Annotated in this window: 16 protein-coding genes; 10 read left to right on the top strand and 6 right to left on the bottom strand. The window is 74.7% G+C overall.

Translation table 11 applies throughout. The annotated features are described in order from the left end of the window. Positions 1-36 precede the first annotated feature (36 nt). Positions 37-1,239, top strand: coding sequence for a phosphotransferase (locus ABD230_RS04760; protein WP_344369824.1), 1,203 nt, complete (start codon positions 37-39; stop codon positions 1,237-1,239). Positions 1,240-1,272: 33 nt separating this feature from the next. On the opposite strand, the gene ABD230_RS04765 is transcribed toward ABD230_RS04760, so the two are convergent. Together ABD230_RS04765 and ABD230_RS04770 are read right to left on the bottom strand one after the other, a co-directional pair. Continuing rightward, positions 1,273-4,614: an ATP-dependent helicase gene (locus ABD230_RS04765; RefSeq protein ID WP_344369825.1), complete on the bottom strand. Its 3,342-nt coding sequence runs from the start codon at positions 4,612-4,614 to the stop codon at positions 1,273-1,275. Further along, a complete protein-coding gene (locus tag ABD230_RS04770) occupies positions 4,611-7,715 on the bottom strand; it encodes a PD-(D/E)XK nuclease family protein (protein ID WP_344369826.1) in 3,105 nt (1,034 codons plus the stop codon). Before ABD230_RS04770 ends, ABD230_RS04765 begins: the two co-directional genes overlap by 4 nt. Before the next feature lie 93 nt (positions 7,716-7,808). On the opposite strand from ABD230_RS04770, the gene ABD230_RS04775 reads away from it, so the two are divergent. Together ABD230_RS04775 and ABD230_RS04780 are read left to right on the top strand one after the other, a co-directional pair. Next, positions 7,809-8,033, top strand: a complete 225-nt coding sequence (locus ABD230_RS04775; protein WP_344369828.1) for a DUF3107 domain-containing protein — start codon at positions 7,809-7,811, stop codon at positions 8,031-8,033. Then, the gene (locus tag ABD230_RS04780; protein ID WP_344369830.1) at positions 8,033-8,338 is read left to right on the top strand and encodes a hypothetical protein; all 306 of its coding nucleotides are present in this window, start codon (positions 8,033-8,035) and stop codon (positions 8,336-8,338) included. Before ABD230_RS04775 ends, ABD230_RS04780 begins: the two co-directional genes overlap by 1 nt. A gap of 41 nt (positions 8,339-8,379) precedes the next feature. On the opposite strand, the gene ABD230_RS04785 is transcribed toward ABD230_RS04780, so the two are convergent. Further along, a complete protein-coding gene (locus ABD230_RS04785) occupies positions 8,380-9,075 on the bottom strand; it encodes a ferritin-like fold-containing protein (protein ID WP_344369832.1) in 696 nt (231 codons plus the stop codon). Positions 9,076-9,224: 149 nt separating this feature from the next. Here ABD230_RS04785 and ABD230_RS04790 point away from each other — a divergent pair, with 149 nt between their 5' ends. Next, on the top strand, positions 9,225-10,736 hold the full coding sequence (locus ABD230_RS04790; RefSeq protein WP_344369833.1) for a DEAD/DEAH box helicase: 1,512 nt from the start codon (positions 9,225-9,227) through the stop codon (positions 10,734-10,736). 88 nt (positions 10,737-10,824) lie between these two features. Here ABD230_RS04790 and ABD230_RS04795 read toward each other — a convergent pair whose 3' ends face one another. After that, positions 10,825-11,691 carry a PHP domain-containing protein gene (locus ABD230_RS04795; protein WP_344369834.1) on the bottom strand — a complete coding sequence of 289 codons (867 nt, stop codon included), beginning with the start codon at positions 11,689-11,691 and terminating at the stop codon, positions 10,825-10,827. A 106-nt stretch (positions 11,692-11,797) separates the two neighbouring features. Between ABD230_RS04795 and ABD230_RS04800 the strand changes: the two genes are divergently transcribed. Beyond that, positions 11,798-12,817 (top strand): endonuclease/exonuclease/phosphatase family protein, encoded by a 1,020-nt coding sequence (locus ABD230_RS04800; RefSeq protein WP_344369835.1) that lies wholly within the window; start codon positions 11,798-11,800, stop codon positions 12,815-12,817. 39 nt (positions 12,818-12,856) lie between these two features. After that, positions 12,857-14,434 carry an aminopeptidase P family protein gene (locus ABD230_RS04805; RefSeq protein WP_344369836.1) on the top strand — a complete coding sequence of 526 codons (1,578 nt, stop codon included), beginning with the start codon at positions 12,857-12,859 and terminating at the stop codon, positions 14,432-14,434. Positions 14,435-14,455: 21 nt separating this feature from the next. Here the strand turns inward: ABD230_RS04805 and ABD230_RS04810 are convergent, their stop codons facing one another. Together ABD230_RS04810 and ABD230_RS04815 are read right to left on the bottom strand one after the other, a co-directional pair. Further along, entirely contained in the window at positions 14,456-14,848 is a 393-nt protein-coding gene (locus ABD230_RS04810; RefSeq protein ID WP_344369840.1) for a TIGR02611 family protein, read from the bottom strand. A 48-nt stretch (positions 14,849-14,896) separates the two neighbouring features. Then, positions 14,897-15,592: a YflT domain-containing protein gene (locus ABD230_RS04815; protein WP_344369841.1), complete on the bottom strand. Its 696-nt coding sequence runs from the start codon at positions 15,590-15,592 to the stop codon at positions 14,897-14,899. 67 nt (positions 15,593-15,659) lie between these two features. Between ABD230_RS04815 and ABD230_RS04820 the strand changes: the two genes are divergently transcribed. Genes ABD230_RS04820 through ABD230_RS04835 form a run of 4 tightly spaced genes read left to right on the top strand, consistent with a single transcriptional unit; the run spans position 15,660 to position 19,559 of the window. Beyond that, positions 15,660-16,994, top strand: coding sequence for a magnesium transporter MgtE N-terminal domain-containing protein (locus tag ABD230_RS04820; protein ID WP_344369843.1), 1,335 nt, complete (start codon positions 15,660-15,662; stop codon positions 16,992-16,994). After that, positions 16,981-17,502, top strand: coding sequence for a DUF1003 domain-containing protein (locus ABD230_RS04825; protein ID WP_344369844.1), 522 nt, complete (start codon positions 16,981-16,983; stop codon positions 17,500-17,502). Before ABD230_RS04820 ends, ABD230_RS04825 begins: the two co-directional genes overlap by 14 nt. Continuing rightward, positions 17,489-18,664 (top strand): Mrp/NBP35 family ATP-binding protein, encoded by a 1,176-nt coding sequence (locus tag ABD230_RS04830; protein WP_344369845.1) that lies wholly within the window; start codon positions 17,489-17,491, stop codon positions 18,662-18,664. Before ABD230_RS04825 ends, ABD230_RS04830 begins: the two co-directional genes overlap by 14 nt. A gap of 4 nt (positions 18,665-18,668) precedes the next feature. Further along, a complete protein-coding gene (locus ABD230_RS04835; RefSeq protein ID WP_344369846.1) occupies positions 18,669-19,559 on the top strand; it encodes a hypothetical protein in 891 nt (296 codons plus the stop codon). Positions 19,560-19,577: the final 18 nt, after the last annotated feature.

Raw genomic sequence — 19,577 nt, forward strand, 5'->3', positions numbered from 1 at the left:
CCGGGCAGGCGCGAACACCTGCTTAGGCTGTGTGCCATGGCCAGACCCCCACTCACTCTAGCCGCGTTGGCCACGGCCGCGATGGCCGGACTCGAGGTGCGGGCGGCCCGTGCGCACACCCGTGGGTCGGGCGGCGCGTTCGACGCCGTCGAGCTCCATTCCACCGACGGCCGACGCCTGCTGATCCGCGCTCCGCGCTCGCAGACGGCCGAGTCGGAGCAGTCGTCGGACCTCGTCGCGATGCGCGCGCTCACCACCGGCATCCGTTCGCGCCTGCCGTTCGACGTGCCCGCCTTCGTCGGCCAGGCACCGATCGGACCGACCCGCGCCGTCGTCACGGAGTTCATCCCCGGCGCAGGCCGGACCGCGGACGAGTTGACCGCCACCCCGGAGCTCGCCGCGGACGTCGGCCGCGCGATCGCCGCCATCCACGCGCTGCCCGCAGGCTTCGTCGGCGACGCCGGCCTGCCGCGGCGGACCGCCGCCGAGGCGCGCGAAGCCGCCGTCGCCGTCATCGACCGCGCCTCCGACAGCGGGCGCCTGCCCGCCGCCCTCCTCCGGCGGTGGGAGGAGGCCACCGACGACGACACCCTGTGGCGCTTCGCACCGACCGTCGTGAACGGCCAGCTCGGCGCCGACTCGTTCCTCGTCGACGGCGACCGCGTGACGGGCATCGTCGGTTGGGCGGGACTCGCCCACGACGACCCGGCCCACGACCTCCACTGGGTGCTCACCTCCACCGGCGAGGCCGCGGAACGCACGCTCGAGGCCTACGTCGAGGCCCGGTCGGGCGACGCCGACGCCGAGATCGCGCGCCGCGCCCTCCTGTACGGCGAACTCGAGCTCGCGCGCTGGCTGCTGCACGGCCTCGACACGCACGACGAGACGATCGTCGCCGACGCCGTCGGACTGCTCGACGGCCTCGTCGCGAGCGTGCACGACCGCTCGTCGGAGTCGCTCACGACGGACACCGGCCCGGTGCTCGCGGTCGCCGACGTCGAGCGCATGCTCGACGAGACGCCGCGGAGCGCGGCGCAGCGCGAGACCGGCGCGACGATGCTCACCGACAGCTACGACGTCTCCGAGCTGCGGCGGCACCTCGATGCGGCCGGGTCGGAGCCGGTCGACGATCGCGACGACCAGGACCTGACCGCGCCCATCCCGCTGGACCTGAGCGACTGGGGCGATGCCACCCCTCCCGCGGCCACCGGCGCGGACTCGGAGGACCGACCGGCGTAGGCGCCGCGCGTCCGGCCGGCGTCGGCCGCGTCGTCACCGCCGTGCGATCGCGGTCCGCACCTCCTCCGGGACCGACGCCCGGGCGCCGCGATCGGCTCCCGCGGGTCGGGCGACGCCGTCGTGCGACCGGACGCCCGCCCACGCGCGCCGCAGCGCGGCCTCGTCGTAGAGCTCGCCGGGGCGGAGCACGAGGTCGTCCTCGACGTAGTAGAAGACGGCGTCGATCGCCTCGGGCTCGAGTCCGGACCAGCGCGCGTACGCGAGTCGGTACAGCGCCAGCTGCGTCTGCCGCAGCTCGAGCTCGCGGGCGTCGCGCGGTGCCGCGCCGGTCTTCCAGTCGACGACCTGGGCGCGGATGCCGCGGCGACCCTCCTCGGAGTCGGCGTCGACGTCGTACACCGCGTCGAGCTTGCAGACGAAGACCTGTTCGTCGAGTGGCAGGTGCAGCTCGAGCTCGACCGCGACCGGTCGGCGCTCGCCCCACTCCGACGCGGCGAAGGTCGCGCGCAACCGGTCGAGCCTCGGCTCCACGGGATCGTCCACCACCTCGTCGGCGGCCGGACCGTCGAGGAGCTCGAGGTCGAACGCGTCGAGGTCGAGCGGCGTGGCCGCCGTGGTCGGTCCGGAGGGCCGCGCGGCCGAGCCGCCGGAGCGCTCCTCGACCCAGGCGTGGAAGAGCGTGCCGATCCGGGTCGCGCGGTACGGCCGCTGCGGCATGGGGCGCGCCAGTTCGGCGGCGACGGCCTCCGGATCGTCGACGTAGTCCTTGAACCGCGATGCGGGCACGCGCGTGGGCACGTCCGCGCCTCGTCGGCCCTCGCTGCGGCGGCGTCGCTCCTCGAGCAGCATCCGCAGCTCGTCGGCGAGCACCGGTCCGATCCCCGCGCCGGTCGGCAGGCTCGCCGCCTCGCGCACGGCATCGGCGGCGCGCACGACCGCGGGCCGGCGCGCGCCCAGCGGGTCGAGCGGCCAGCGCACGCGGGCCGCCTCAGCGGACCGCGGGTTCTCGGGCTCCTCGGGTGCGACCGGCAGCGTCTCGCCGTCGACGACGCCCGCCACGGCGAGCTCGCGCAGGAACGGGCTCGGCGACCGTGGGGCCTTCTGCGTCGCCCACCACGACCCCGTGAGCAGCAGCTCAGATCGCGCACGGGTGAGGCCGACGTAGGCCAGCCGGCGTTCCTCCTCGGCGTGCCGGTCGCGGTTCTCCTCGGCGTACGCCTTCACGGCCTCGTCGAACTCGAGCTGGCTCTGGACCCCCCGCCACATCAGCTGGGGGATCTCGTCGCAGTCGCCGCGGAACTCGTCGGGCAGGATGCCGAACGCGAGCCAGCCCCGATTGCTGCGGGGCTTCGACGGCAGCTCGTGGTCCACCATGCGCGGGATCGCCACCACGTCCCATTCGAGTCCCTTCGAGCCGTGGATCGAGAGCACCTGCACTGCGCCCGGCTCCGGCTCGTCCTGACGCGGGCTCAACCGGTCGCGCTGCTCGGCCTCCGTGAGCCAGCCCAGGAACGCGCCGAGGGTCGGCTGCTCCGCGCTGTCCACGAACGCGGCGACCAGGTCGTCGAACGACTCGAGGCTCGCGGCGCCGAGCAGGCGGCCCGGGTTCGCCGCGACCTCGATGTCGAGCAGCAGCTCCTGCTGCACGAGCGTCACGAAGTCCACGAGCCCCAGGCCGACGCGCCGCCGGAGCGCCTGCAGCTGGAGACCCGCGCGCCGCATCCGGGCGAGCCCCTCCTCGCTGAGCCCTCCGAGCGCCCGATGGTCGTCGGGCGCGGTGAGCACGAAGTCGAGCGCATCGACGATGGACGGCGACTCGTCGGGCGCGATCGACCCGCGGATGCCGAGGCGGACCTCGTCGGCGAGCCGCTTGGTCGACAGGTCGCGGTCCGCGAGCCAGCGCGCGACGGACCCGAGCGCGGCGAGGTCCGCAGGGCCGATCCGCCACCGTGCCCCGCCGAGCAGCCGCAGCAGCTCGGAGCCCGCGGTCGGATCGTGCACGACGCGGAGGGCGCACACGAGGTCGGCGATCACCGGCTGGTCGAGCAGGCCGGCGACGCCGAGCACGTGCACGGGAACGCCCCGGTCCCGCAGGGCCGTGGCGAACAGGTCGACGTGCGCGAAGGTCCGGCAGAGCAGTGCGCCGGTGCGACCGCCGGACCGCATCCGCTCGGCCAGCCAGTCGGCGACCGTCGCGGCCTCGTCGTCGATCGTCTCGCTCCAGCGCACGTCGAGACGCCCGGGCCCGGCGAACGGCGACGGTCGCAGCGGCGCCTTCGGGATGCCGCCGTCGAGCGGGGCGATGAGCGCGTTGGCCGCGTCGAGCACGACGACCGGATTCCGCCAACTCGTGGAGAGGTCGTAGGCGCGCGCAGCGCCGTCCGAGGCGAAGTCGCGTCCGAACCGGGCCAGGTTCGCCGCGCTGGCGCCGCGCCATCCGTAGATCGACTGGTCGGGGTCGCCGACCGCCATGACCGGATGGTCGCGGAACAGCGCCGCGAGCAGCCGAGTCTGCACCACGCTCGTGTCCTGGTACTCGTCGAGCAGGACGGTCGCATAGCGCTCGCGGTGCTCGGCAGCGACCTCGGGGTGCGCGGTGCAGATCTGCAGCGCCAGTGCGACCTGGTCGGAGAACTCGACGGCGCCGCGTCGCTGCTTCTCGGCGGCGTACGCGTCGGCGAGCTCGAGCAGCGGCGGGAGCGCCTCGACGACGCCGAGGGCCGACGTGAACGACTCGAACGGGGTGCGCTTGCGCGGCGCCTCGATCGGCAGGTCGTGCATGGCGAGGAAGTCGCGCGCGAGGGCGCGCACGTCGCGGCTGTCGGTCACGTTCTCGGCGAGCGCCCGGCTCAGCGAGAGCACCGCGCCGGTCACCCGGTCGAGGGAGGCGTCGAGCTCGACGAGCCGCGGATCGGCGGACGCCGACACGATGCTCCGGGCGAGCTGCCAGGCCGCCGCCTCGCCGAGGATCGAGGCGTCGGGCTCACGGCCGATGCGCAGCGCATGCTCGCGGTAGATCGCGCCCGCGAACGCGTTGTACGTGAAGACCGCGGCCGACTCCAGCGGGTCGAGCCGCACGTCGGCGATGCCCTCCGCCACGAGCTGCGCGACGCGCTCGCGCACGCGGTCCGCGAGTTCGCCGGCCGCCTTGCGGGTGAACGTCAGGCCCAGCACCTCGGGCACGTCGACCGCCCCGTTGGCGAGCAGCCACACCACGCGGTTCGCCATCGTCTCGGTCTTGCCGCTGCCCGCGCCGGCGACCACGATGCTGCGGCCCGCCGGGTCGGCCTCGATCACGGCGCGCTGCTCGGGCGTCGGCGGATGGAGACCGAGCCGCTGCGCGATCTCGTCGGCGCCGATGCGCGGCGCGGTCACGCGGACACCGCCGGGACGAGGTGCACCCGGTACTGCCAGTCGCCGAAGCGCGAGCCGTGCGCGAACTCCACGGGCGAGTCGAAGGTCGCACCCGCCATGACACGCGCGACCTCGCCGAGGCGCTCGCGGAAGGCCTCCTCGGCCTCGTCGTCGAACGGCTGCTGCGCGCGCTCGGTGTAGAGCCGCCCGCCCACCGGGCGGGCCACGTAGACGAGCTTCGCACCGCCGAGCCGGCCGCCGTTCGGCAGCGCCCCCGCGCGCGCAGCGAGCTGGTACGCCGCGAGCTGGGGGTGCTCGGCCGTCTTCGCCGCCGTCGGCGGCGTGCGACCGGTCTTGAGGTCGACGATGACCGTCGTGCCGTCGGGAGACGACTCGACCCGGTCGATCGTGCCCGTGATCCGCACCCGTCCGCTCACGAGCGTGAACCGGCCCTCGGCACCGAGGACGACGACGCCGTCGTCGTCGGCGTTGCGGAGGTAGTCGGCCGCGCCCTCCGTCATGCGTCGCGCACCGCGTCGCTCGCGCTCCGCGACCCACCCGGCCTCGAACCGCAGGTCGCGCCAGCGGCGCTCGACGGAGGCCCAGAGCGCCTCGACGTCGATCTCGCCCGACTGCTGCGCCGCCTCCTCGACCACCGCGTGCACGATCGTGCCGATCGAGGCCGCGAGCCCGGACGGCGGCTGGGCGACGTGGTCGACGAACCACCCGAGCGGACTCTCCTCGACACGGTCGATCTGCGATGGCGAGACGGCCACGAGCGCGTCGGGGTCGCCCTCGAGGTCGACCAGCGGGGCGCTCGTCGTTGGCTCGGCGGTGCCGTACCAGTCGGCGGGATGCGCGCCGGGCACGCCGTGCTCGGCGAGCAGCGCCAGGCCGGCGGCGGCCTCGCGGTCGCCCGATGCCGCGTCGCGCCGGAGCGCGCCGACCATGCCGCGCAGGTGCAGCGGCCGCCGGCGCCGCGACGGCGGTCGCACCGGCGCGAAACCCATGAGCACCGACGGCTGCTCGTCGTCGTTCCCCGTGCAGGAGAGCACGAGCTGGCGCGCTGCGCGCGACGCGGCGAGCGCGAACAGCCGCAGCTCGTCGCCGCGCACGGCCGCACGCGCGACGGACGCGGGTTCGTCGTCGGGGACGGCCTCCCCGGCACGGACGGCCGCAACGGCCCGGGCGAGGGATGCCGCGTGCAGGAGCGTGCCGCGCGGCCGCAGGTTCGGCCACACCCCCTCCTGGAGGCCGGCGACCACGACCACGTCGAACTGCCGCCCGATGAGCGCCGGCGGGGTCGCGAGCACCACCGCGCCGGCGCCGCGCTCGGGTGCCAACGAGTCCTCGGGCAGCGCGTTCTGCAGCACCTCGTCGACGAAGCGTCGCGCGGGCGCTCCGGGCTCGCGCTCGACGAACCGCCGCGCGGCGGAGAACAGCGCGACGACGGCGTCGAGCGAGCGGTTCGCCTCGTCGGCGAGCACGCCCGCGCCGGCGGCCTGCCCGGCCCACTCGGCCTCGAGGCCGCTGTCGTGCCACAGCAGCCACAGCAGTTCCTCCACGGTCGAGCCGCGCGCGGCCGCCCGTCGCGCCGAGTCGAGCAGCCGCGCGAGCCGCGACGCCCGCCGCCCCGCGGGCGCGTCGATCGTCGCGAAGCCGCCCGCGACGCCGAGGGCCTCGACGAGGAGCTCGTCCGCACTCCGCGAGCCGCCGCCCGCGAGCTCCTCGTGCCGGAGCGCGAGGCGGAGCCGCCGGAGCCCGACCCGGTCGAGTCGGCCGAGCGGGCCGGTGAGCAGCACGGTCGCGGTGTCGGCATCCAGCGGCCGGAGCCCAAGCACGACGGCCGCGGCCGCGAGCAGCGCCGCGGACCCCGGCGCGTCGCGGAGGGCGACGCGCGAGGCGCCTCCCGCGACGGGGACCTCGGCGGCGGCGAGCGCCCGCGCGATCGCCGGCAGCTCGGCGCCCGACCGGGTCACGATCGCCATGGACGACCACGGCACTCCGTCGAGCAGGTGGCGCTCCCGCAGGAGGCCCGCGATCTGGGCGCCCTCGGCCGCCGGCGACGCCGCCTCGAGCCCGAGGATCGGCTCGAGCGGATCGTCGTCGCGCCCGTCGGTCACGGTCGCGACGCGGTGGGTGCCGCCCAGCGCGGTGCCCACGTGCGCGGTGACCCGGCCCAGCAGCTCGCGGTGGGCACGGCGCCCGCGGTGGACGACGGGGAGGTCGATGCGGCGCACGCCGTGCCCGCCGAGCACGGCGCCCAACGAGCCCAGCAGGTCGGCGCGCCCGCCCCGGAACCCGTTGCTCGCCACGTCGGGATCGCCGAGTGCGACGACGTCGACCCCGCGCGCGGCGAACGCGCCCAGAAGGGCCGCGGTGGCCTCGGTCGCCTCCTGGGCGTCGTCGACGACGACCAGCCGCACGCCGGCGAGCGCGCCGAGCGCCCGGGCGTCGTCGGGGTCGTGCACGCTCCGTCGCACGATCGCGGCCGCGAACGCGCCGAGCTCGGCGGAGTCGAACTGGGTGGGCCGCAGCTGCTCCTTCACCTCGGCGTACTCGGCGAGGAACGCCGCGGCCGCCACCCACTCGTCGCGTCCGGCGAGCCGCCCGACGTGCGCGAGCTCGGCGGCGTCGACGCCCTGCTCGACCGCGCGCATCATCAGGTCGCGCAGCTCGGAGCGGAAGCCCCGCAGTGCGCGCACGTCCGGTGCCAGCGCCTCCGGCCACTCCGGGCCGCCGCCGTCGAGCGCCTGGGCCTCGAGCAGCTCGCCGATGACCTGGTCGTGCTCGGCGCCGGTGAGGAGGGTGACCGCGCGGCCGGTTCGCGCCCGCACGAGGTCGTACGCCACGGCGCTCGCGGTGCGCGCGAGCGCGCCGCGCGTGGTGCGGTCGAGCCGCAGCGCGAGTGCGTCGCGCATCGCCGCCGCCGTCCGGCGGGTCGCCGAGAGCACGAGGACCTCGGACGGATCGAGGTCGCGCTCGACCCGCTGGGCGACCAGCTCGACGGCGAGCGCGGTCTTGCCCGAGCCCGGGGCCCCGAACACCGCCGCGTGCCCACCGGCGGCCAGCTCCTCGACCGGGTCTGCGACGGACGGTGCGAGGGTCGCTGCGGGCTGCATGCCGCCCACGGTATCCGTGTCCGCCGACAGTGAACGCGAGGGGGCCGGGGTGGCGCGTGTCGTAGGGTTCTAGCAACGACAGAAAGGCGCACCGTGGACCTTCGCATCGGCATCCAGAACTCCCCCCGCGAGATCACGTTCGAGACCTCGCACACGGCGGCGGAGGTCGAGCAGGCCGTCTCGGCGGCATTGAGCGGGCAGTCGCCCGTGCTCCGTCTGGCCGACTCGAAGGGCACCGTCTACGTGGTTCCGGCCGCGGCGCTCGCCTACGTCGAGATCGGCTCCGAGGAGGCCCGCAAGATCGGCTTCGTCGGCTGATGGAGCTGCTCTTCATCACCCTCGGCGGCGCGATCCTGGGCCTCGCGGCACGCTACGTCGTGCCGCGGCGCGAGTTCCACGGCGTGCTCCTCGTTCCCGCCGTGGGCGCCGGCACCGCCGCCGTGGTCTGGGTCGCCCTGACCTGGCTCGGCCTCGCATGGGACGGCGGGTGGATCTGGCTCGTCTCGCTCGTGCTGTCGGGTGCCGCGGCCGCCGGCGCCGCATACGTGGTGGGTCGCCGGCGCGAGCAGGACGACGTGCGCACCTACGAGCGCCTCGCGCGCTTCGGCCTGGCCCGGGGCTAGCCCGACCGGGGCCGCGCTCCCACCGGGCGCGACGCCGTCTCCTAGGCGGTCAGTCCGAGCACGTCCATCCGGCGCGTGTGCGAGGCGATGAGCTCGGTGAACACCGGCTCGACGTCGGCCGGCTGGTCGCCCGATCCGGCCCGGATCGCCGAGCGCGCGATGAGCAGCGTGTCGCCGACGAGGCTCCGGCCCCAGAGTGCGAGCCGGTCGTCGAGCGTGTGGTCCGCCGCGATCGCCTGCACGAGGGCGTCCTCGATCACCTGCGCCGAGCGGGACTCGCCGAGGATGGCGCGCACCCGCTGCCGCAGGTCGTGGGGCAGCCCCTCGGCGAGCCGGATGAAGTAGTCGTCGAGCATGCCGGACGTGATGTGGATGCCGAGCAGCAGCTCGTACCAGTCGGCGCCCGAGGTCGCCTGCCGGAAGCGGTCGAGCGCCGGGGCGAACGGGGCCATGACGTCGGCGGGCTCGACCTCGAGTCGCCGGAGCTCGGCGATGAGCTCGTGGTGCTTGCGCAGCGCGACGCCCGCGGCCGCGCTCAGCCCCTCCTTCGCGGAGAGGTCGGGCGCCGTCGCGACGGCCTTCGCGAGGTTCTCGAAGACCTCGAGCTGGAGGTACGCGGCCTGGCCGAGGAACGGCACCGGCTCGGGCGTGAACTCGGTGAAGTCGATGCGGGTGAGGTCGGTCGGCGCGACCCGGGGGCGCAGCCTCGGGGTCTCCGGACGGGGGCGGCGCGACATCGACCTATTCACCACGTAGGACAGCATATCCGGGCGTTCACAGGGCTCTCGGATAGGCTTGGTCCCGCACGCGGGCGATGGAACCGCGGCCGTGCGCCTGTCGATCGAAGCAGGGCGCACCCTTTCTTCACACACGGACAGGCAGACACTTGACCACGTTCACCGAACTCGGCATCGCGCCCGACATCGTCGACGCGCTCGCCGCCAAGGGCATCTCCGATGCCTTCCCCATCCAGGAGCAGACGATCCCGCTGGCCCTGACCGGCCAGGACATCATCGGCCAGGCCAAGACCGGCACGGGCAAGACCTTCGGCTTCGGGCTCCCCCTCGTGCAGCGCCTCGGCGACGACCCCGAGCCCGGCGTGAAGGCGCTCGTCGTGGTGCCGACGCGCGAGCTCGCTGTGCAGGTCACCGAGGACATGGAGCTCGCGACGTCGAACCGGCCGACGAAGGTCGTCTCGATCTACGGCGGCAAGGCCTACGAGGGCCAGATCGAGCAGCTCAAGGCGGGCGCCCAGATCGTGGTGGGCACCCCGGGCCGCCTGCTCGACCTCGCCAACCAGCGGATCCTCTCGCTCGCCGACGTGCGCGAGGTCGTGCTCGACGAGGCCGACAAGATGCTCGACCTCGGGTTCCTGCCCGACATCGAGAAGATCTTCTCCCGCATCCCCGAGGTCCGGCACACGATGCTGTTCTCGGCGACGATGCCCGGCCCGATCGTCGCGCTCGCGCGCCGCTTCATGTCGAAGCCGATCCACATCCGCGCGAACGACCCCGACGAGGGCCTCACGCAGGCGAACATCAAGCACCTCATCTACCGCGCGCACTCGCTCGACAAGGACGAGGTCATCGCGCGCATCCTGCAGGCCGACGGCCGCGGCAAGACGGTCATCTTCACGCGCACGAAGCGCGCCGCCGCCAAGCTGGTCGAGGAGTTGAGCGACCGCGGCTTCAACGCGGCCGCCGTGCACGGCGACCTCAACCAGGACCAGCGCGAGCGGGCCATGGCGGCCTTCAAGGCCGGGCGCAAGGACGTGCTGATCGCCACGGATGTCGCGGCCCGCGGCATCGACGTCGACGACGTGACCCACGTGATCAACCACACGATCCCCGACGACGACAAGGTGTACCTGCACCGCGCGGGCCGCACCGGGCGCGCGGGCAAGACCGGCATCGCCGTGACCTTCGTGGACTGGGAGGACCTGCACAAGTGGGCCCTCATCAACCGCGCGCTCGAGTTCGGCCAGCCGGAGCCCGTCGAGACGTATTCGTCGAGCCCGCACCTGTTCACCGACCTCGACATCCCCGAGGGCACGAAGGGCCGCCTGACGTCCGCGCCGAGCGCGCAGCCGTCGCGCGCGAGCACCGCGGGCCGCCGCGAGGGCGAGCGCTCCGGCGACGCCGCCGGTGGCGCAGCCCGCACGCGGTCGCGCCGGCGCACGCGCGGCGGCCGTCCGGCCGGCGAGGGCGACGCGACGACGACCTCGACGTCGACCTCGACCGACGAGGCCGCCTCGAAGGAGCCCGGCGCCGGCACGCACGACGGCAAGGGCAAGGAGCACCACGACGGCAACGCCGCGCCGCGCCGCCGTCGGCGTCGCCGCGGGGGCCGCTCGGGCGGCAGCGCCGCGGGCGCGCCGTCGCAGGCGCCCACCGCCTGACCCCGCACGACCAGCCGCGAACGGGCCGGACGCCGAGAGGTGTCCGGCCCGTTCCGCGTCATCGGGGCCGAGATCGGACGACGGCGGGTCAGGGCAGGATCGGGGCGCTCCCCCGGCCCTCGGCGATGATCCGCGCGACGACCTCCGGCGCGGTCGTGTACTCGCCCAGCCGGTTGGGCTTGCCGAGCCCGTGGTAGTCGCTCGAGCCGGTGACCGCGAGGCCGTAGCGGCGCGCGAGCTCCCGCAGGCGCGACTTCGCGGCATCCGTGTTCTCGGGGTGGTCGATCTCGAGGCCGAAGAGCCCGCCCTCGACGAACCGACGGAGCCGCGTCTCCGGGATGACGTCCTCCGCGCCGCGGGTGCCCGGGTGGGCCAGCACCGGCACGCCGCCGGCGGCCCGGATGAGGCGGATGCCGGTCAGCGGGTCGGGCGCGTAGTGCGGCTGCGCGTAGCCCGAGCGCCAGTGCAGGATGCCGGCGAACGCGTCGGAGCGGGTCTCGGCGTGGCCGCGTGCGACGAGGGCGTCGGCGATGTGCGGGCGCCCGATCGTCGCGCCGTCACTGGTCTGCGCGAGCACGTCGTCCCAGGTGAGGTCGTAGTCGGCGGCGATCCGGCGCACGATCTGCTCGGCACGGGTCAGCCGCGAGTCGCGGATGCGAGCGGTCTCGGCCACGAGGCCCTCGTCGGTCGGGTCGACGAGGTAGCCGAGCACGTGCACGCTCGCGAACTGCACGCGTGTGGAGAGCTCGAGGCCGGGGAGGAGCGCGATGCCGAGCTCCCGGGCCGCGTGCGCGGCCTCGGCCCATCCGGCCGTCGAGTCGTGGTCGGTGATCGCGAGCGCCTCGAGGCCGGCGAGCGACGCGGACGCAATGAGCTCCGCCGGGGTGTCGGTGCCGTCGGAGACCGTGGAGTGCGCGTGCAGGTCCGCGGCGGCGGCGAACGGGGCGTCGGCCATGGACCCATGGTAGGTCTCGCACGGTCAGCCGGTTCACCGAGGACTCCCAGCCGACCCCCTGTGGATGCCGCGGACGGCGGCGCGCGGCTGGCCTACGCTGGAGGGAATGCTCCCCCGCATCCTCGGCTGGGCCGTCGTGCTCGGCACCACCGCCCTCGCCGCGGTCCTGCTCTGGCCCCAGGCCTTCGGCCTCCAGGACCAGTGGATCGCGGCGCACGTCGTCGCGCTCCGCGGTGCCGCGGCCGCCGCGGCGGGGTTCTTGGCCGTGGTGCTCGCGATCGCGATGCTGGTCGGGCCGGGCCGTCGGCTGCTCGGTGCGCTCGCGGCCGTGCTCGCGGCGTTCTCGCTCGGCAACGTCGGCGTGCTCGCGGTGCGCGGGCTCGGCGGCGAGACCGTGGCGGCCTCACCCGAGTCGGTCACCGTGCTGTCGTGGAACACGCTGGGCGAGGTGCCCGACGCGGCGACCATCGCCGACCTCGCGCTCGCGCAGGAGGCCGACGTCGTCGTGCTGCCCGAGACGACCGAACCGCTCGGCGAGGACGTCGCGATCGCGATGCGCGACGGCGGCCGCCCCATGTGGGTGCACACGCAGTTCTTCGACCAGGTCGCGAAGGCACGGTCGACGACCCTCCTGATCTCCCCCGAGCTCGGCGACTACCAAGTCGTGAGCGTCCCCTGGCCCGGGCCGCCGGGCAACACCAACACGCTGCCGACGGTCGTCGCCGAGCCGGCGAACGGCGAGGGCCCGCGCATCGTCGCCGTCCACGCGGTCGCGCCGATCCGGTGGGAGCTGCGCAACTGGCGCAGCGACCTCGACTGGCTCGCCGAGCAGTGCGCGGGCGACGACGTGATCATGGCGGGCGACTTCAACGCGACCGTCGATCACTTCGCCGGACGCGGGATCGACGGCGGCGACCTGGGGCGGTGCGCGGATGCCGCGAAGGCCGGCGGCGCCGGCGGTGTGGGCACGTGGCCGACCGGCCTGCCCGAACTGCTCGGCAGCCCGATCGACCACGTGCTCGCGACGCCGGGGTGGCAGGTGGACGGCTTCCGCGTGCTCGACGCGCTCGACGACTCCGGCAGCGACCACCGCCCGATCGTCGCCACCCTCTCGCGCACGGGCTGAGCCCAGCGGCACCCGTCGACGGATGCGAGAATGGAGCCCATGACGAACACCGGCGACGCCACCGCGACGGCCCACGAGGCCCCCACCGACGAGACCACCGCCGAGGAGACCGGCCGCAACGCCAACCGGTCCACCACGCCGGAGTCCGAGGGCTTCAAGTCCTTCATCGGCGGCCGCTGGGCCGAGCGCGACGAGGCGCTCCCGCCCGCACGTCCGCAGGCCGCGTTCGCCGCCGCCCGTCGTGCGACGGTGTCGGAGGCGTTCCCGGGCCAGCGGCTCGTGATCCCGGCCGGCGACATGAAGCAGCGCGCCAACGACACCGACTACCCGTTCCGCGCGCACTCCGCGTTCGCGCACCTCACCGGCTGGGGCTCGGACTCCGAGCCCGGCGCGATCCTCGTCCTCGAGCCGACCGGCGACGCCGGGCACGACGCGACCGTCTACTTCCGCGAGCGCGCGGGACGCGATTCCGAGGAGTTCTACGCCAACCCGGCGATCGGCGAGTTCTGGATCGGCCCGCGCCCGTCGCTCGCGCACGTGGCGGCCGACCTGCAGCTGGCCACGCGCGGCATCGCCGACTTCGAGGCCGTCCTCCACGGCGTCGACACCGCGACCCTCGTCGTGCGCGAGGCCGACGCGGCCGTCACCGAGCGCATCGACCACGCGCGACTCCGGTTCGCCGCGGAGGAGGCGCTGTCGACCAACGCGTCCGACGCGCCGTTCAGCCTCGAGGTGAACGCGGAGCACGAGCCCGACGCCGAGCTGGCCCGCGTGCTCTCCGAGCTCCGCCTCGTCAAGGACGAGTTCGAGGTGGCCGAGCTCCGCGCCGCGGTCGACGCGACCGAGCGCGGCTTCACCGAGGTGCTGACCGAGCTGCCGCGGATCACGAGCGAGGTCCGCGGCGAGCGCGTCATCGAGGGCGTGTTCGCGACGCGGGCGCGCCTCGACGGCAACGACGTGGGCTACGCCTCGATCGCCGCGGCCGGCCCGCACGCGACCATCCTGCACTGGACCCGCAACGACGGCCCGGTCGTCCCCGGCGACCTCGTCCTGCTCGACGCCGGCGTCGAGATGGACAGCTACTACACGGCCGACATCACGAGGACCTTCCCGGTCAACGGCACCTTCTCGCCGGTGCAGCGCCAGGTCTACGAGGCCGTGCTCGAGGCGGCGGACGCCGCCTTCCGCATCGTGCGTCCCGGCGCGGTGTTCCGCGAGATCCACGCCGCCGCGATGCAGGTGATCGCGGCGCGCACGGCCGAGTGGGGCTTCCTGCCGGTCCCGGCCGAGGAGTCGCTCCGGCCCGAGAACCAGTTCCACCGCCGCTACATGGTGCACGGCACGAGCCACCACCTCGGCCTCGACGTGCACGACTGCGCCCAGGCCCGCCGCTCGATGTACATGGACGGCGTGCTCGAGCCGGGCATGGTCTTCACGATCGAGCCGGGCCTGTACTTCCAGGCCGACGACCTCAGCGTGCCCGAGGAGTTCCGCGGCATCGGCGTGCGCATCGAGGACGACATCCTCGTCACGGCCGACGGTGCCGAGAACCTCTCGGTCCGCATCCCGCGGACCGTCGACGAGGTCGAGGCCTGGGTGCGCGGCGCCCGCGGCTGACGCGCGGCCGCGCGCGGCCGCTCAGCCCTGCCGGGCGAGGTCGCGCGCGGCGCGACGGGCGCGCCACCACGCCCAGAACCGGTCGAGCATGCGCTTGACCCAGCGGGCGAGTCGTCGCGCCCATGCGAACTCGGTGCCGAGGATGGCGAGCCCGAGGAACACCACCAGCCAGCCCGGACCGGGCAGCGGCACGAGCGCGAGCCCGGCGACCGCGATCACGCCGCCGAGGACGCCGACGCCCAGCCGGTAGGCGACGCGCAGGCGGGGATGGCGGTCGATCCACCCGCGGATGCCGCGCAGCCACCGCCGGATCGGGCGATCGGGCCGCTCGGCGGCGTCGATCTCGCGACGCACCTCGCGCTCGAGCGACGGGGCGACCGGCTCGGAGCGGTGCGGGGCGTGCGGATCGGCCATGCGGTCACCGTAGGCGGGGGCGCTGGGAGGCACCCGAACGCGTCGCCCCTAGTCCTCCGCGGCCCCGCGCTCGCGCTCCGCGCGCCGGGCGGCGTCCTGCGCCTCGCCGTAGGTGAGCGGCCGCGACGGATCGATCACGCGCTCCTCGGGTTCCTCCTGCGTCGCATCGCGGGCCGGCGCGTCGCCGTCGCCGGCGGGAGGCGGCGTCGGGGCGGCGGGCGGCGCGGTGGTCGCCGGCGACGGCGGCGCCGCGGCATCCGTCACGCCCAGGACCTGCCGGGCACGGCCGACGTGGGCCGGGTCGGCGATGATCGCGTATCGGGTCGCGAGCACCTGCATGACCGATGTGAAGTCGCGGCGGCGCCGGTTGATGGAGTACGACACGACGGCGAAGATCATGCCGAAGCCCGCGCCGATGAGCACCGCGGCGGCGAGCACCCCGAGGGACGTGCCGCTCGGCGAGAAGATGAAGAACAGCAGCCCGAGGAACGTGCCGAACCACGCGCCGGAGAGCGCGCCGCCGCCGGCGGTGCGGCCCCAGCTCAGCGTTCCCGTGATGCGCTCCACGCTCGTCAGGTCGTGCCCGACGATCGAGAGCTCGTTGACCGGGAACTCCGCCTTGGCGAGGCGGTCGACGGCGGCCTGCGCCTCGAGGTAGGTCTCGTAGCTGGCGACGGTCTCCCCCGTGGGCAGCGTCGGATAGGTGCGGCCGAGGCGGCCGCCGAACGGCGACTGGGTGCTCACGCGGCCATTCTCCCACGCTGGTCCGGGCACCGGCCTGCAGCCATCCCCGCGGGGTAAGTTGGAGGGCGTGAGCGCCACGAGAGTCTTCGTCGCCCGACTCGCCGGGTGCGCCGTGTTCGACCCCGCGGGCGACCGCGTCGGAAAGGTGCGCGACGTCCTCGTCGTGTACCGCAAGGACGACCCTCCACGCGTGGTCGGGCTCATCGTCGAGATCCCCGGCAAGCGTCGCGTGTTCGTGTCGATCGGGCGCGTGACCTCGATCGGCGGCGGCCAGATCATCACGACCGGCCTGATCAACATGCGCCGCTTCGAGCAGCGCGGCGGCGAGGTCCGCGTCATCGCCGAGATGCTCGGCCGGAAGGTCAACTTCAACGACGGCTCCGGCACCGCGACCATCGAGGACGTCGCGATCGAGGAGCGCGAGCCCGGCGAGTGGGAGGTCGACCAGCTCTTCGTGCGGCGCCCCAAGACGAGCGCGTCGCCGTTCGCGAAGGGCCCGTCGGCGTACGTGACGTGGCGCGAGGTGCGCGAGACCACGGCCGCCGGCGAGGCGCAGTCCGCCGAGCAGCTCATCGCCACCTACTCCGAGCTGAAGCCCGCCGACCTCGCGACGACGCTGCTCGACCTGCCGCCGCGTCGCCGGCAGGAGGTCGCGGCCGAGCTGCCCGACGACCGCCTCGCCGACGTGCTGGAGGAGATGCCCGAGGCCGACCAGGTCGAGATCCTCGCCAAGCTCGGCGACGACCGCGCCGCCGACGTGCTCGACCAGATGTCGCCCGACGACGCGGCCGACCTCATCGCGCAGCTGCCGGAGGAGCGCGGCGAGCACCTGCTCGAGCTCATGGAGCCCGAGGAGGCGGAGGACGTCCGCTTCCTGCTCTCCTACGGACCCGACACCGCGGGCGGCCTGATGACGACCGAGCCGATCATCGTGTCGGCGGATGCCACGGTGGCCGAGGGGCTCGCGCTGATCCGCCGCCACGACCTCCCGCCCGCGCTCGGCGCGGCGGTGTGCGTCACGCTCCCGCCGTACGAGCCGCCGACCGGCCGCTTCCTCGGCATCGTGCACTTCCAGCGGATGCTGCGCTACCCGCCGCACGAGCGCATGGGCTCGCTCATCGACCAGGGTCTCGAGCCGGTGACCGCCGACACGTCGGCCGCCGAGGTGAGTCGCATCCTCGCCAGCTACGACCTCGTGTCGGTGCCCGTGGTCGACGAGAAGCACCGCCTCGTGGGCGTGGTGACGATCGACGACGTGCTCGACTACCTCCTGCCGGACGACTGGCGCAGCCATCCCGACGATGAGCACGAGCTGAGTCGCCGCGCCACGGCCAGGGCGCAACTGGCCACCGGCAGCATCCCGATCGCACCCGGAAGGAGGGCAGGAGATGGCCCGCGCTGACGCCGACGACCGCCGGTTCGACACCCCGAAGGGCGCCCGTCGCGCCGCACCCCTCCGCCGCTCCGGCGACCGCGATCGCTTCGGGCGCTTCACGGAGTGGGTGGCGCGCGGCATGGGCACGCCCTGGTTCCTGCTCGGGCTGAGCCTCTTCGTCGTGCTCTGGATGCTGTGGAACACGGTGGCGCCCGCCGACTGGCAGTTCGACCGCGCCGACTACGGCTTCATCGCGCTGACGCTCGTGCTCTCGCTGCAGGCCTCGTACGCCGCGCCGCTCATCCTGTTGGCGCAGAACCGCCAGGACGACCGCGACCGCGTGCAGATCGAGCAGGACCGGCAGCGCGCCGAGCGCAACCTCGCCGACACCGAGTACCTCGCGCGCGAGGTGGTCGCCCTGCGGCTCGCGGTGCGCGACCTCGCGTCGAAGGAGTTCATCCGCCAGGAGCTGCGGCAGGTGCTCGACGACCTCGACAAGCGCGACGCGGAGGACGCCACGCATGCCGGCTCCTGATCCGGCATCCGTCGAGGCGGCCGTCCGCGCGGCGCTCGCCGGCGTCATCGACCCGGAGATCCGCCGTCCGATCACCGAGCTCGACATGGTCGACCGGGTGACCGCGACCGAGGCGGGCGTCGAGGTCGGCGTTCGCCTGACGATCGTGGGCTGTCCGGCGTCCGACCGCATCGAGCGCGACGTCCGCGCGGCGGCGGAGCAGGTGGTCGGCGCCGGCAACGCGGTCGTCGAGCTCGGCGTCATGACCCCCGAGCAGCGGGCCGCGCTCACCGAGCGCCTCCGGGGCGGGCGCGCCGCGCGGGGCAACCCGTTCGGTCCGGGCACGCTCACGCGGGTGATCGCGGTCACGAGCGGCAAGGGCGGAGTCGGCAAGTCGACCCTCACGGCGAACCTCGCGGTGGCGCTCGCCGCCCGCGGCCTCTCCGTCGGCCTCGTCGATGCCGACGTCCACGGCTTCTCGATCCCCGGCCTCCTGGGCCTCGTCGACGAGCAGGGCACGGCGGTGCGGCCGACGCGGGTCGACGAGATGATCCTGCCGCCCGTCGCGCACGGCGTGAAGGTGATCTCGATCGGCATGTTCGTCGAGCCGACCGAGCCCGGCGGCCGCGGCTCGTCCGTCGCCGTCGCCTGGCGCGGGCCGATGCTGCACCGCACCCTCCAGCAGTTCCTCACCGACGTCTACTTCGGCGACCTCGACGTGCTGCTCGTCGACCTGCCGCCCGGCACCGGCGACGTGGCGATCTCGCTCGGCCAGCTGCTGCCGAACGCCGAGGTGCTCGTCGTCACGACCCCGCAGCCCGCCGCCGCCGACGTGGCGGAGCGTTCCGGGCTCGTCGCCCGGCAGACGGGGCAGCGCGTCGTCGGCGTCGTCGAGAACATGGCCGGGATGGCCCAGCCCGACGGCTCGCTGCTCGACCTGTTCGGCTCGGGCGGCGGCGACGAGGTCGCGCGACGGCTCTCCGAGGGCGCGGACGAACCGGTGCCGCTCGTGGCGGCCGTGCCGCTCAGCGTGGCGCTGCGCCGCGGCGGCGACGAGGGCGTCCCCGTCGTGCTGGCCGAGCCCGACGATCCCGCCGCGCGGGCGATCGAGCAGGCGGCGGCGTTCCTCGCCGGGCGACCGCGGTCGCTCTCGGGTCGGCACCTCGACGTCTCGGTGCGGTGACCGGATGCCGCGTGCCGCCCGTTCCCGCGCCCGGCGCGTGGCCGCGCTGCTCGCGCTCGCCCTCGCCGCGCCGCTCGCGGCCTGCACGACGTCGACCGGGGATGCGGGAGCGGAGCCCGGCCCCCTGCCGGACGGGCTCGGCGTGTCGGTCCAGCAGGGGCGACTCGACGTGCCGCAGGGGCGCCTCGTGCTGCACTTCGAGAACACCGGCGACCCGCTCACGGTGACCTCGCTCGTCGTGCACTCCCCCGCCCTGGAGCCGGGGATGGAGCGCGACGACCCGTTCGAGCTGGGCCGCGACGACGCCATCGACATCCGCCTCGACCTGCCCGGGAGCATCTGCGACGGCGACCCGGCCGACATCGGCGTCGATGTCGCCGCGACGACCGAGGACGGCACGGCGCTGGCGGGCACGCTGCAGCCGGACGACCCGTTCGACACGATGGCGCGCATCGCGGACACCGACTGCCTGGCCGAGTCGGTCGCCGGGGTCGCGACGATCGCGCTGCCCGAGCGACTCCGCACGACCGGGTCGGGCGCCGATCGTCGCGCCTGGATCGACGTGCGGGTCGAGCCCGTGGCATCCGGTGACGGCACGCTGCGGATCGACGGCGTCTCCGCGACGACGCTCATCGGCAACGAGGACGGCCAGGACTGGCCGCTCTCGATCGAGGTCGGCGCCGGCGACGAGCCGGTGGAGGTCGCGCTGGCCGTGCGGCCCGCCCGATGCGACGCGCACGCGCTCGCGGACGACAAGCGGGGCACGATCCTCCCGTTCACCGTCGCGACCGGCGACGGGCGTTCGGGACGCCTCGAGCTCGCGTCGGGGCCGGAGCTCAAGGCCGACCTGTACGCCTACTACGCCGAGCGATGCGAGCTCGGCCCGGCGGGCTGACCCCCGCCGCGGACGTAG

This window comes from Agromyces tropicus (genome assembly GCF_039531345.1).
GTDB lineage: Bacteria > Actinomycetota > Actinomycetes > Actinomycetales > Microbacteriaceae > Agromyces > Agromyces tropicus.